The sequence below is a fragment of the Rothia halotolerans genome (genome assembly GCF_004136635.1).
GTDB lineage: Bacteria > Actinomycetota > Actinomycetes > Actinomycetales > Micrococcaceae > Rothia > Rothia halotolerans.
In genome coordinates this window covers 296,425-310,031 of sequence record NZ_NOIU01000002.1, presented here as the reverse complement: position 1 = coordinate 310,031, position 13,607 = coordinate 296,425, and the positions used below count along the sequence as shown (strand labels likewise).

Below are 13,607 nucleotides of genomic sequence, written 5' to 3'. Positions count from 1 at the left end.
CGGCGGGACGGCGGAGGACCCTAGCGGATCAGGACTCCGCCTTCTCCGCCTTCTTCGGCTTGGCGTCCACGCCGGTCTCGCGCCGCTGCTCGGGCGTGATGGGCGCCGGGGCCGCGGTCAGCGGGTCGTAGCCGTTGCCGGTCTTGGGGAAGGCGATGACCTCGCGGATCGAGTCGGTCCCGGCCAGCAGGGCGACGACGCGGTCCCAGCCGAAGGCGATCCCGCCGTGCGGGGGCGCGCCGTACTGGAAGGCGTCCAGCAGGAAGCCGAACTTCTCCTGCGCCTCCTCCTCGCCGATGCCCATGACGTTGAAGACGCGCTCCTGGACGTCCTGGCGGTGGATGCGGATCGAGCCGCCGCCGATCTCGTTGCCGTTGCAGACGATGTCGTACGCGTAGGCCAGCGCCTCGCCCGGATCCTGGTCGAAGGTGTCCGCGAACTCGGGCTTGGGCGCGGTGAAGGCGTGGTGCACGGCGGTCCAGGCGGAGCTGCCCAGGGCGACGTCGCCGGACTCCTCGGCCTCGGATGCCGACTCGAACATGGGGGCGTCCACGACCCACACGAAGGCCCAGTCGCCGTCCTTGATCAGCCCGGTGCGGTGCCCGATCTCCACGCGCGCCGCGCCCAGCAGCGCGCGGGAGGAGCGGCGCTCCCCGGCGCCGAAGAAGACGCAGTCGCCCGGCTGCGCGCCGGTCGCGGCGGCCAGGCCCTCGCGCTCGGCCTCGGTGATGTTCTTGGCCACCGGCCCGGTCAGCGAGCCGTCCTCCTGGACCAGCACGTACGCCAGGCCCTTGGCCCCGCGCTGCTTGGCCCACTCCTGCCAGGCGTCCAGGGTCCGCCGCGGCTGGGAGGCCCCGCCGGGCATCACGACGGCGCCCACGTAGGGGGCCTTGAAGACCCGGAAGGTGGTGTCCCGGAAGTACTCGGTGAGCTCGGTCAGCTCGAGGCCGAAGCGCAGGTCCGGCTTGTCCGTGCCGTACTTGGCCATGGCCTCGGCGTAGGTCATCCGGCGGATCGGGCGGGGCACCTCGACGTCGATCAGCTTCCACAGGGCAGCGACGATCCGCTCGCCCAGGTCGATCACGTCGTCCTGCTCCACGAAGGATGCCTCGATGTCCAGCTGGGTGAACTCCGGCTGCCGGTCGGCGCGGAAGTCCTCGTCCCGGTAGCAGCGGGCGATCTGGTAGTACTTCTCGACGCCGCCGACCTGCAGCAGCTGCTTGAACAGCTGCGGGGACTGCGGCAGGGCGTACCAGGAGCCCGGCGCGAGGCGGGCGGGCACCACGAAGTCGCGCGCGCCCTCGGGAGTCGAGCGGGTCATCGTGGGCGTCTCGACCTCGAGGTAGCCGTCCTCGTGCAGCAGCTCGCGCGCCGCGCGGTTCGCCTCGGAGCGCAGCCGCATGATCGACGCCGGCGCGGGCCGGCGCAGGTCGAGGTAGCGGTGGCGCAGCCGCGCCTCCTCGCCGACCTCGACGTGCTCGTCGATCTGGAAGGGCAGCGGGGCCGCGGTGTTGAGCACCTGGGTGGACTTGACCTCCACCTCGATCTCGCCGGTCACGAGGTTGGGGTTCTCGTTGCCCTCGGGCCGGCGGGTGACCTCGCCGGTCACCTGCAGGACGTACTCGTTGCGCAGCGCCTCGAAGTCCGCCTCGTCGTGGAACACGCACTGCGTCACCCCCTCGCGGTCGCGCAGATCCACGAAGGCGACGCCGCCGTGGTCGCGGCGGCGGGCGACCCAGCCGGCGAGGGTGACGGTCTCTCCGATGTTCGCGGCGGTCAGTTCGCCGAGCGTGTGGGTGCGTAGCACAGTGGGTGACGTCCTTTCGAGGGTGGCGGTCCGTCCCGCCGGGGTGTGGATTCGTGCCGATTTTACGCCGGGGCGCACGCGGCGGGGGCGGCCCGCTCGCCCGAGGTGGGCAAGCTCACGGCCGCGGCTCAGCCCTCCGAGGGCGGGCCGACCTGCGGGTTCAGGTCCTCGTGCGGAGGCTCCCAGCGGGCGGGGTCGGCCGGGACCTGCTCGCCGGAGCGGATGTCCTTGACCTCGTGGGTGGGCCCGTGCTCGTCCTCGCCGATGAACCACACGTAGGGGATCCCGCGCCGGTCGGCGTACTTGATCTGCTTGCCGAACTTGGCCGCGGAGGCGGAGACCTCGCAGGCGATGCCGCGGGAGCGCAGCGAGTCCGCCACGTCCTGGGCGGCCGACCAGGCGTCGTCGTCGGTCAGCGCCACCAGGACGGCCGAGGGCACCTTGCGGGAGGCGGTGGCCAGGCCCTGGGAGAGGATGCGGGCGACCAGCCGGGTCACGCCGATCGAGAGCCCGACGCCGGGGTAGGTACGCTTCTGCGTCGAGGCCAGCGCGTCGTAGCGCCCGCCCGAGCAGATGGAGCCCAGCTGCTCGTGGCCCACCAGGAAGGTCTCGTACACGGTGCCGGTGTAGTAGTCGAGGCCGCGGGCGATCGAGAGGTCCGCCACGACCCGGCCCGGGGCGCGCTTGGAGGCCTCGCCGATGACCTCGGCGAGCTCGCTCAGCCCCTCCTCCAGCAGCTCGTGGGTCACCCCGAGCTCGCGCACGCGCTCGACGAAGGAGGTGTCCTCGGCGCGGATGGCGGCCAGGCTCAGCGCGGCGGCGGCCTGCTCCTCGCTCGCGCCGAGCTCCTCGCGCAGCAGCTGCGCGACGGCCTCGGGCCCGATCTTCTCCAGCTTGTCGATCGATCGGAGCACGCCGGCGGTGTCCTCCAGCCCGATGCCGAGGTAGAAGCCCTCGGAGAGCTTGCGGTTGTTGACCCGCATGACGAAGTCCGGGATGGGGAGCTTGCCCAGCGCGTCGACGATCACCAGGGCCAGCTCGACGTCGTACCGGAACGGCAACGCGTCCTCCCCCACGACGTCGATGTCGGCCTGGGTGAACTCGCGGGCGCGCCCCTCCTGGGGACGCTCCCCGCGCCACGACTTCTGGATCTGGTACCGCATGAACGGGAAGCTCAGGTGCCCGGCGTTCTCCACGACGTAGCGCGCGAAGGGGACGGTGAGGTCGAAGTGCAGGGCCAGCTTCTCCGCCGAGCGCGCGGCCTCGTCCTCCTGCAGCCGGGAGACGGCGTAGACCTCCTTGTCGATCTCGCCCTTGCGGAGCAGCTGCTCGACGGTCTCCAGGGAGCGGGTCTCGATCGAGGAGAATCCGTGCAGCTCGAAGGTCCGGCGCAGGACGTCCAGCACATGGTTCTCCACGACCCTCTCCTCGGGCAGCAGTTCGGGAAAACCTGACAGGGAAGCCTTACGGGCCATGTACCTCTCCTCGGGTGGGCTGAGCGCAGTCCCATTAAGAGTAGACCGTGCCGCCACGGGGGTCGAAACGGCCGTCTCGACCTGTGGCCGCGCCGGGCGGGGCATGACGGGGGTGCGACGCTTAGCATCGGTGACCCACGTCCCATATGCTGGAGGGACGGCGAGACGCCTCCCGTGCGCGGCACGACGGCGTCGCCGGTGGACCCCATGGCCCCCGGGCCCCTCCCGATGCGAAAGAGTTTCAGCGGTGACCCCTAGTCAGCAATCCGACGAAAAGCCCACCCCCGCCCAGCTGCCCGAGCACACGGCGGTCCGCAAGCCCGCCCCGCCCGCCGGGGCCTCGCGGCCGATCGAGGACGCCAAGGCCTTCGGGAAGGTCGGCGAGGACGGCACGGTCTACGTCCTGCTGCGCGGCGAGGAGATCGCCGTCGGCGCCTACCCGGACGCCACGGCCGAGGAGGCCCTGACGTACTTCGCCCGCAAGTACGAGGAGGCGGAGGCCCAGCTGGCCCTGCTCGAGTCCCGCCTCCAGCTCAGGGCCGCGGCCCAGGACGCCGCCGCCTCCGCGGCCAAGCTGCGCGAGCTGCTGGCCGAGCGCGGCATGGTGGGGGACATCGCCCGCCTCGAGGAGCGCCTGGCCGCCCTCGAGGAGGGCATCTCCCAGCGCGCCGAGGCCGAGCAGGCCGAGGCCGCCGAGGCCAAGGAGCGGAACCTCGCCGAGCGCGAGGCGATCGTGCGCGCCGCCGAGGAGGTGGCCGCCCAGGATCCGCAGCAGACCCACTGGAAGAACTCCAGCGCGCGGATGAGCGACCTGTTCGACACCTGGAAGACCGCCCAGCGCAGCGCGCGCCTGCCCAAGTCCACGGAAGACGAGCTGTGGAAGCGGTTCCGCACCGCCCGCACGGCCTTCGACAAGCACCGCCGCGCCTACTTCTCCCAGCTGGACCAGAGCAACGCGCAGGCGAAGAGGGCCAAGGAGGGCCTGATCGCCGAGGCCGAGGCCCTCTCCGACTCGACCGACTGGGCCGGTACGGCGGCGAAGTACCGGGACCTGATGGACCGCTGGAAGCGCGCTCCCCGCGCCTCCCGCCGGGAGGACGACGCGCTGTGGGCCAGGTTCCGTGCCGCCCAGGACGTCTTCTTCCACGCCCGGGCGGCGGCGAACGAGGAGACCGAGCGCGAGTTCGAGGCCAACCTGAAGGTCAAGGAGGAGCTGCTGCGGCAGGCCCGGGAGATCCTCCCGGTGACCGACGTCGAGGCCGCCAAGGCCGCGCTGCACCCCATCCTCGACCAGTGGGACGCGGCCGGCATGGTCCCGCGGCGGGACCTGCGGCGCATCGAGGGCGAGCTGCAGAAGGTGCAGAACGCCATCGAGGACGCCCAGCAGGCTCGCTGGGAGCGCTCCAACCCGGAGACGCAGGCCCGCGCCGAGTCGATGCTCTCGCAGCTGGAGGAGACGATCTCCGGCCTCGAGGAGGAGCTCGACGCCGCCCGGCGCTCCGGCGACGCGAAGGCCGCCTCGAAGGCCGAGGAGGCCCTCGAGGCACGGCGGAAGTGGCTGGAGCAGCTGCGCGCCTCGGCCGGCGAGACGTCCGAGGAGGGCTAGAAGCGCACCCTCCCCGCCCCGGCGCGCCGAGCTCCCGGTGCGTCGGGAACGGGACGGAGGCGCGGCGCGCCCGGTGGCCCGCCGGCAGCGGGCCGGGACGTCAGGGCCCGGCCGCGGGCGGGACGGGAAGTCGTCGTCCGCGACGAGGTTATCCACAGATGCGGCGAACCCCTCGCCCCGGCCTCGCCCCCGGTGTCTGATGGAGGCATGAACGCATCTCCCGGCACCAGGTACCGCGAGGCGCGGCGGGGCCTGCTGACCGAGCTGAGCGCCCTCCGCCCTCCCCCGCAGCTGCTGCGCGGCGGCCTCGACCTCACCGAGTCGGAGGCCCAGGCCCTGGCGGCCCGCGCCGTCCTCTTCCCCCTGCTGCACGGGATCTACGCGACCCGGCGGCCTACCCCGCGGCTGCGGGGATGGGCGGCGGGGCTCCTCCTCCGCCCCGCCAGCCGGAGCACGCTGCTGCTGCACCGGATGACCGCCGCGTGGATCTACGGCTGCGCTCCGGAGCCCCGACTCCTCGAGTGCTCGGCGCGCCGCACCCTGACCCACAAGTTCCACCGCTGGGAGGAGGCCTTCGTGACGCGCCGGTTCACCGGCTACTCCCGCTTCGAGGACCTGGGCTGCGGACCGGTGCGCGCGACGACGCCGCTGCGCACCTGCGCGGACCTCGCCCTGTTCGCCCGAGGCCCTCGGGCCGACGTCGCGATCGCCACCATGCTGCGCGCCCCGGAGCTGGGCTGCTCGCCGCCGGTGGTGGAGGCGGCGCTGCACGCCCTGCGGCGGGTGCCGCACCGGGCGGAGGCACTCGAGCGGATCCGGCGCCTCGCGCCCTGGCCGTAGTGAGGACCCCGGCCCCTCGTTCCTCCCGCCCTCGGACGAATCGGCTCTCCCGGGATCACCTGCCGGCACCAGCGGCCGTGCCGGCTCGGACCGGATGAGACCGCGCGCGGGCGGCGTCGTTCAGCTCGTGGGGCGCGAGCCGGTGATGCGGTAGACGTCGTAGACGCCGTCGATGTTGCGCACCGTGCTGAGCACGTGGTCGAGGTAGCGGGGGTCCCCCATCTCGAAGGAGAAGCGGGAGATCGCCAGCCGGGAGACGTTGGTGTGCACGTTGGCCGAGAGGATGTTGACGTGGCTCTCGGAGAGAACCCGGGTGACGTCGGAGAGCAGCGAGCGGCGGTCCAGCGCCTCGACCTGGATCTCCACGAGGAAGACCGAGGACTTGGTGGGGGCCCACTGGACCGCGATGCGGCGCGGGTCGTCCTGGGCCTGGCGCATGTTGGGACAGTCCACTCGGTGCACGGAGATGCCGTTGCCGCGGGTGACGATGCCCATGATCTCGTCCGGCGGCACCGGGGTGCAGCAGCGCGCGAGCTTGGTGTAGACGCCGTCGGCGCCCTCCACGATGACCCCCGAGTCCCCGAACTGCGGCCGGGACTTGGTGGTGATGGAGGTCTCCTCCTCGAGGTCCTCCTCCGTGCCCGTCTGCCCGCCGAGCAGGTCCACGAGCCGGTCGATGACCTCCTGGGCCTTGATCTGCCCCTCGCCTACCGCCTCGTAGAGGGCGGCGACGTCGGTCTTGTGGTGCTCCTCCGCCACGGAGACCAGCAGCTTGCTCGTCAGCAGCTTCTGCAGCGGCAGGCTGTGCCGGCGCATCGAGCGGGTCAGGTTCTCCTTGCCCTTCTCGATCGCGCCCTCGCGGCGCTCCTTGGTGAGGTAGTGGCGGATCTTGGTCCGGGCGCGGGGGCTGGCCACGAACTTCAGCCAGTCCTCGCTGGGGCCGGCGTCGTCGGCCTTGGTGGTCAGGATCTCGATCCGGTCGCCGTGCTGCAGCTTCGAGGACAGCGGCACGAGCTTGCCGTTGACCCTGGCGCCGATGGTGTGGTCGCCAACCTGGGTGTGGATCGAGTAGGCGAAGTCCACGGGCGTGGAGCCGGCCGGCAGGGACAGGACGTCCCCGGCCGGGGTGAAGACGAAGACCTCCTGGGCGTTGACCTCGTAGCGCAGAGAGTCGAGGAACTCCGAGGAGTCCTTCGTCTCGCTCTGCCAGGACATCAGCGACTGGAGCCACTTCATGCCCTCGGCGGTCTCGTCCGCGCTCGAGCGGTCCGCGGAGGCCTCGCCCCGGGCCGCGGCCTTGTACTTCCAGTGCGCCGCGATGCCGTACTCGGCCTTCTGGTGCATCTCGTGGGTGCGGATCTGCACCTCGACGGCGCGGCCGTTGGGACCGATCACGGCCGTGTGCAGCGACTGGTAGGTGTTGAACTTCGGGACCGCGATGTAGTCCTTGAAGCGGCCCGGCAGGGGCTTCCACACCTCGTGGATCACGCCCAGCGCCGCGTAGCAGTCGCGCACCGAGTCGACCAGGACGCGGATGGCGAGGAGATCGTAGATCTCGTCGAACTCCTTGTCCCGCAGGATCATCTTCTGATAGATCGAGTAGTAGTGCTTGGGGCGGCCCGTGACGTCGCAGGCGATCTTGGAGGACGCGAGCTCGTCGATGACCTCCGAGCGGATCTGCCGCAGCTGCCGTTCCCGCTCCGGGGTCCGGTCCCCCACCATGCGGACGATCTCGTCGTAGATCCGGGGCTCCAGGGCCGCGAAGGAGAGGTCCTCCAGCTCCCACTTGATGGTGTTGATGCCCAGGCGGTGCGCCAGCGGCGCGAAGATCTCCAGGGTCTCCTTGGCCTTGCGCGAGCTCGACTCGCGGGAGACGAACCGCCAGGTGCGGGCGTTGTGCAGCCGGTCGGCGAGCTTGATGACCAGCACGCGGATGTCCTTGGCCATCGCGATGACCATCTTGCGCACTGTCTCGGCCTGCGCGTGCTCGCCGTAGGTCACCTTGTCCAGCTTGGTGACGCCGTCGACCAGCTCCGCGACCTCGGCGCCGAAGTCGGCGGTCAGCTGCTCCAGGGTGTAGTCGGTGTCCTCGACGGTGTCGTGCAGCAGGCCCGCGATCAGGGTCGCCCCCGAGGCGCCGAGCTCGGCGAGGATGGTGGTCACCGCGACCGGATGGGTGATGTAGGGGTCGCCGCTCTTGCGCTTCTGCCCGGTGTGGCAGCGGTCGGCGACGGCGAAGGCGCGCTCGATCGTCGAGAGGTCCTCACCCGGGTTGTTCGCCTTGACCGCCCGCAGCAGCGGCACCAGGACCGGGGAGACGGGCCGGTGCGGGTCCGAGCCGATGACGCCGGGGTCGCTCAGCTGGGCGCGGGGGAAGGCCCTGCGCTCAGGGGTCCTGGTCGACGCGGACATGACCCGGTGGGTCCCATGTCCTCGATCCTCGCCTGGCGAATTCATGGCCCGACCTCCTCAGCGCGTGTGTGATGGACCCAGTCTAGTCGCATCCGCGAGGTGCTCCCCGCCACGCTTCGCTCTCAGACGACCGCCCCGTTGTCGGGCCGATCCCTGCCGCTCGGGTCCATCCGCGGGATGGGCTGGACCTCCTGCTCGCCCTCGCTCTCCCCCGGGGTCTCCTCGGCGGGCTCGCCCGCCTCATCCTCGGCGGCCTCCTCGATCTCGCCCCGCTCGAGGCGCTCCGCCTGCTCCCGCACGGCGGGCTCGCGCTGGCGCAGCACGGCGTAGATCGGCGCCGAGACGAACAGCGTCCCCAGGGTGCCCATGATGATGCCGATGAACAGCGCCAGCGAGAGGTCCTGCAGCGTTCCGGCCCCGAGCAGCATCGCGCCGACGAACAGGATGGCCCCCACCGGGAGGATGCCCACCACGGAGGTGTTGATGGAGCGCACCAGGGTCTGGTTGACGGCGAGGTTCACCTCCTGGGCGAAGGTGCGCCGCGCGTTGTGCTCCAGGTCCTTGGTGTTCTCCCGGATCTTGTCGAAGACCACGACGGAGTCGTAGAGCGAGTAGGAGAGGATCGTGAGGAAGCCGATGATCGCCGAGGGCGTGACCTCGTAGCCCGAGACCGCGTAGGCCCCGGCCGTGGTGATCACCGTGAAGAGCAGGCCGGCCATCGCGGAGATCGACATCTTGAAGGTGCGGAAGTACAGCGCCATGCCGATCGTGGCGAGGGCGACGAAGACCACCAGGCCCCATAGGGCCTGCCGGGTCACGCCCTGGCCCCAGGTGGGCCCGACGAACGTCGAGGTGACGTCGCCCTCCTCGACGTCGTAGGCCTGCTGCAGCGCGTCGCGGACGGCCAGGGTCTCCTCGTCGTCGAGCTGCTCGGTCTGCACCCGGACGGTGTTGGCCGCGATGTTGGTCACGACGGTCTGCTCCGCCCCGGTGCTCTGGGCGACGGCGTCCTCGCCGGTCTCGATGTCGGTGCTCGCGGTGTTGGAGACCGTGAACTCGGAGCCGCCGCGGAAGTCGATACCGAGCTTCAGCCCGCCCATCAGCAGCGGGGCGATCAGCGAGAGCACCACCAGCGCCGCGGAGAGGGACAGCCACAGGCGCTTGCGCGGGATGAAGGGGACCGAGGTCCGGCCCGTGTAGAGGTTGCTGCCGAGCTGGGCGAATCTAAACATTGCTGGCTCCTTCGCTGCTCTCGGATTCGCGGCTCTCGGACGGCTCGTCCCCGGCGCGGCGCCTGGCCTCGGCGCGGCGGCGTTCGGCGATGGTCATCGGGTCGGGCGGCTCCGGCCCCTCGACCTCGGCCGCTCTCCGCAGCCGCGGCGAGTCCTCGGGGTCGCGCAGCCGGCCGGCGCCCCGGTAGAGCGGGACGGCCCCGAGGGAGGCGGCGTCGAGCCCGGAGTGCCGTCTGCCCTGCCCGAAGTACCTGGTCCGGGAGAGCAGGACCATGAGCGGGTGGGTGAACCAGAAGATGACGATGAGGTCCGCGATCGCGGTGAGGCCGAGCGTGAAGGCGAAGCCGCGCACGTTGCCCACGGCCACGAAGTACAGCACGACCGCCGCCAGCAGGTTCACCGCCTTGGAGGCCAGGATGGTCCGCCGGGCGCGCAGCCAGCCGTGGTCCACGGCAGAGGGCACCCCCCTGCCGTCGCGCAGCCCGTCCCTGATCCGCTCGAAGTAGACGATGAACGAGTCGGCGGTCTGGCCGATGGAGATGATCAGGCCCGCCACGCCGGCCAGGGAGAGGCGGTAGTTGACCCCCCAGCCCAGCAGGACGATCGCCGCCAGGGAGATGACGCCGGCGATGAGGAGCGAGGCGATGGTCACCAGGCCCAGGACGCGGTACTGGAAGAGGGAGTAGAGGCAGACCAGCAGCAGGCCGATGAGCCCGGCGATGATGCCCATCTCGAGCTGGTCGGTGCCGAGGGTGGCCGAGATCTGCTGCTCGGACTGGATGGTGAAGCTGATCGGCAGGGCGCCGTACTTCAGCTGCTCGGAGAGGGTCCGGGCCTGGTCCTCGGTGAAGTTGCCGGTGATCTGCGGCTGCCCGTTGGCGACGACGGCCTCGGCCCGCGGCGCGGAGAGGACCTCGTCGTCGAGCATGATGGCGAAGGCGGCCTTGGGGTCCTCCTGGTTCATCCCGTAGATGCCGTACAGCCGCTCGGTGATCTGGCGGAAGGTCTCGGTGGCGTCGTCGTTGAACTGGATGTTCACGCCCCACTGGCCCGTGGTGGTCGTGCCGTTGCCGCTGCGGACCTGCGAGTAGCTCGCGTCGCTGATGTCGGAGCCGGCGAGCTCGACCGGGCCGAGCAGGTACTTCATCGTGCCGTCGGCGGAGCAGGCCACCGCGGCGGCGTCGGAGTCCGCCTCCTGGGCGTCGTCCCCCTCGGCGCCGCAGTCGAGGGCGTCGTACTGCTCCTGCAGGTCCGGGGTGATCCAGTTGGGGTCGGAGCCGCTGGCGGGCTCGGGCGGGTCCGCGTCCATCTGCGAGTAGTCCTGGCGGGCGTCCTCGGGGACGGGGGTCCCCTCCCCCTCCAGGAGGACCGAGCGGAAGGTCATCTGCGCGGAGGCCTGGATCAGGTCGCGGGTCTCCTGGTCGGGGATGCCCGGCAGGGAGACGACGACGTTGCTCCCGGACTGCGTGGTGACCTCGGCCTCCGAGACGCCCGCGCCGTCGACGCGCTGCCGGATGATCTCGACCGCCTGGTCGAGCTGGTCCGAGCTGATGGCCTCGCCCTCCGAGCCGCTGACCTGCGGGGAGAGGATCATCTGGGTGCCGCCGGAGAGGTCGAGGGCGAGTTTCGGGGTCCACGGCTGCCCGAACTTGGTCGCCGAGAGTCCGATGGCGCCGATCATCACCGCGATGATGGCGACGAGCAGGATCAGGGACTTGCGGGCCCCGACCGTGCGCTGAGTGCGAGCCATGAGCTAGTCCTACGCGCTTCCAGAGCGAGGCGCCCGTGGATCACGGGCGCCTCGCGCTATGGGTCTGATCTGGGGTTACCGGGAGTTGTCCTGCGGGCCGCGGTTCTCGTCGTCGCGATCCGTGACCTCGCCGTTGAGGGTGGTCTGCTCCGGGTCCTGCGCCTCCAGGCCCTCGGCGCGGGCGGCCTCGGCCTCCTGCGCGCCCTGGGCGGCGGAGGCCTTGGCGGCCTCGGGGGTGCCGGGGACCTGGCCGTTCTCGTCCAGGACGGTGGTCACGGTCTGCAGGTGGACCTTGACGTTGGTGCCGGGGGCGACCTCGAGGACGGCGGTGTTGGTGTCCTTGTCGACCGAGACGACGGTGCCGAACATCCCGAACTGGGTCATGACGTGCGTGCCGGGGCCCATCGCGTCCTGGCGCTCCTTGAGCTGCTGGCGCATCTTCTTCTGACGGCGCATCGGCAGCACCAGGAAGATGATGAGGATGGCGACCATGAGCACGAGCATGAGGATGCTCGATCCGCCGCCGCCCCCTCCCCCTGCGGCGAGAAGCTGTGCGTCGGCGTTCACGGTGGAGAGAAACATAACATCCTTTGCATCGGAGACGGTCTGGGAGTGTCCTGGCCCGCCGGGCCGGCGACCCGCGGGTCGGCCGGGCGCGCGGACGTACGGCGCGTCCCCTCCAGTGTAGTTGAGGAGTCTGGCAATCCCATCAACGCCGCCGCCCCGGCCCGCTCAGCCCTCGGGCGTCTCCAGCCCGAGGTGGGACCACGCGGCGGGCAGGGCGATCCGCCCGCGCGGCGTCCGTCCGATCAGCCCCTCCCGGACCAGGTAGGGCTCGGCGACCGTCTCCACGGTCTCGCTCTCCTCCCCCACCGCGATGGCCAGCGTGGAGAGCCCCACGGGCCCCCCGCCGAACTTGTGGATGAGGGACTCCAGCACGGAGCGGTCCAGCCGGTCCAGGCCGCGCGCGTCGACCTCGTACATGTCCAGGGCGGCGGCGCAGGCGCGGGCGTCGATGTCCTCGACGCCGTGCACCAGCGCCCAGTCACGCACGCGGCGCAGCAGCCGGTTGGCGATGCGCGGCGTGCCGCGGGATCGGGAGGCGATCTCGGCGAACCCCTCCGAGCTGATCGCCAGGTCCAGCAGCCCCGCCGAGCGGCGGAGCACCAGCTCGAGCTCGGCGACGTCGTAGAACTCCAGGTGCCCGGTGAAGCCGAAGCGGTCGCGTAGCGGCCCCGGCAGCAGCCCGGCCCGGGTGGTGGCCGCGACCAGGGTGAACGGCGGCAGCTCCAGCGGGATCGAGGTGGCGCCGGCGCCCTTGCCGACGACGATGTCGACCCGGAAGTCCTCCATCGCCATGTACAGCATCTCCTCGGCCGGACGGGACATGCGGTGGATCTCGTCGAGGAAGAGCACCTCGCCGGGGGTCAGCGAGGAGAGGATCGCGGCGAGGTCCCCGGAGTGCTGGATCGCCGGGCCCGAGCTGATCCGCAGCGGGGCGCCCATCTCCTCGGCGACGATCATCGCCAGCGTCGTCTTGCCCAGGCCCGGCGGGCCCGAGAGCAGGATGTGGTCGGCGCTGCGTCCGCGCAGCTTGGAGGCCTCGAGGACCAGGGAGAGCTGCTGCCGGACCCGCGGCTGCCCCACGAAGTCGTCCAGCGCCTTGGGGCGCAGGGCCGACTCGATCGCCTTGTCGTCGGGCTCCTCCTCCGGGGCGACGAGGCGCTGCCCCGGTGCCTCGGCCGCGGGAGCGTGCTCAGGGAACTGCTGTGTCATGGATTCCTCTCGACGACGCCGGTCAGCTGCGGTGGCCGATGCCGCTGGTCTTGCCCAGGCTCGCCAGCACCGCCTTGAGCGCGGCGGGGACGGTCAGCGAGTCCGCGTCGGGCTCGGAGTCGATGAACGAGGACACCGCGCCGGCGGCGTCCTTCTCGTTCCAGCCCAGGCCGTAGAGGGCCTGCTCCACCTGGGTGCGCCAGGCGGGGCCCTCGGCCGGGGCGCCCGCGCCGGCGAGGTCCAGCGTCCCCTCGTCCCCCTCCGGGAGCACGAGCTTGCCGGCCAGCTCCAGCACGATCCGGCGCGCTCCCTTGGGGCCGATCCCCGGGACCTTGCTGAAGGCCTTGTCATCCCCGGCGGCGACGGCGGCGGCGGCCTCGCGCGGCCCGTGGACCGCCAACACGGCCAGCGCGATCCGCGGCCCGATCCCCGAGACGGAGAGCATGGTCTCGAAGACCTCCCGCTCGGCGGCGTCGCGGAAGCCGAAGAGGGTCAGGGAGTCCTCGCGGACGATGAGGGAGGTCTGGACGCGCGTCTGCTCCCCGACGCGCAGCCCGGCCAGGGTGTCGGGGGTCGCGTGGACGAGCATGCCCACCCCGCCGACCTCGATGACGGCCTCGTGCAGGCCGACGTGGCCCACCGTTCCGTGGAGAGAAGAGATCATGGCACCATCATATTCGAACGTATGTGCGAGTAACAGCCGGGGCGG

General features: G+C 71.4%; 10 protein-coding genes. 2 read left to right on the top strand and 8 right to left on the bottom strand.

Annotated features, from left to right (window positions below; genetic code table 11):
• Window positions 1–28: 28 nt before the first annotated feature.
• Both aspS and hisS read right to left on the bottom strand, forming a co-directional pair.
• Entirely contained in the window at window positions 29–1,807 is a 1,779-nt protein-coding gene (aspS, locus tag EWV39_RS06350) for an aspartate--tRNA ligase (protein ID WP_129657888.1), read from the bottom strand.
• 128 nt (window positions 1,808–1,935) lie between these two features.
• Window positions 1,936–3,282, bottom strand: coding sequence for a histidine--tRNA ligase (gene hisS, locus EWV39_RS06345; protein WP_129657886.1), 1,347 nt, complete (start codon window positions 3,280–3,282; stop codon window positions 1,936–1,938).
• Window positions 3,283–3,529: 247 nt separating this feature from the next.
• Here hisS and EWV39_RS06340 point away from each other — a divergent pair, with 247 nt between their 5' ends.
• Both EWV39_RS06340 and EWV39_RS06335 read left to right on the top strand, forming a co-directional pair.
• Entirely contained in the window at window positions 3,530–4,888 is a 1,359-nt protein-coding gene (locus tag EWV39_RS06340; protein ID WP_238148124.1) for a DUF349 domain-containing protein, read from the top strand.
• A gap of 207 nt (window positions 4,889–5,095) precedes the next feature.
• Entirely contained in the window at window positions 5,096–5,728 is a 633-nt protein-coding gene (locus EWV39_RS06335) for a hypothetical protein (RefSeq protein WP_129657882.1), read from the top strand.
• A 120-nt stretch (window positions 5,729–5,848) separates the two neighbouring features.
• Here the strand turns inward: EWV39_RS06335 and EWV39_RS06330 are convergent, their stop codons facing one another.
• From EWV39_RS06330 to ruvA, 6 genes are all read right to left on the bottom strand, one after another.
• Window positions 5,849–8,140, bottom strand: a complete 2,292-nt coding sequence (locus EWV39_RS06330; protein WP_238148242.1) for a RelA/SpoT family protein — start codon at window positions 8,138–8,140, stop codon at window positions 5,849–5,851.
• 122 nt (window positions 8,141–8,262) lie between these two features.
• Window positions 8,263–9,372: a protein translocase subunit SecF gene (secF, locus tag EWV39_RS06325; protein ID WP_129657878.1), complete on the bottom strand. Its 1,110-nt coding sequence runs from the start codon at window positions 9,370–9,372 to the stop codon at window positions 8,263–8,265.
• The gene (gene secD, locus EWV39_RS06320) at window positions 9,365–11,122 is read right to left on the bottom strand and encodes a protein translocase subunit SecD (RefSeq protein ID WP_129657876.1); all 1,758 of its coding nucleotides are present in this window, start codon (window positions 11,120–11,122) and stop codon (window positions 9,365–9,367) included. Before secD ends, secF begins: the two co-directional genes overlap by 8 nt.
• A gap of 75 nt (window positions 11,123–11,197) precedes the next feature.
• Window positions 11,198–11,704, bottom strand: coding sequence for a preprotein translocase subunit YajC (gene yajC / locus EWV39_RS06315; protein WP_129657874.1), 507 nt, complete (start codon window positions 11,702–11,704; stop codon window positions 11,198–11,200).
• 150 nt (window positions 11,705–11,854) lie between these two features.
• A complete protein-coding gene (gene ruvB / locus EWV39_RS06310) occupies window positions 11,855–12,898 on the bottom strand; it encodes a Holliday junction branch migration DNA helicase RuvB (RefSeq protein ID WP_129657872.1) in 1,044 nt (347 codons plus the stop codon).
• A gap of 22 nt (window positions 12,899–12,920) precedes the next feature.
• Window positions 12,921–13,562, bottom strand: coding sequence for a Holliday junction branch migration protein RuvA (gene ruvA / locus EWV39_RS06305; RefSeq protein WP_129657871.1), 642 nt, complete (start codon window positions 13,560–13,562; stop codon window positions 12,921–12,923).
• Between the last annotated feature and the right edge of the window lie 45 nt (window positions 13,563–13,607).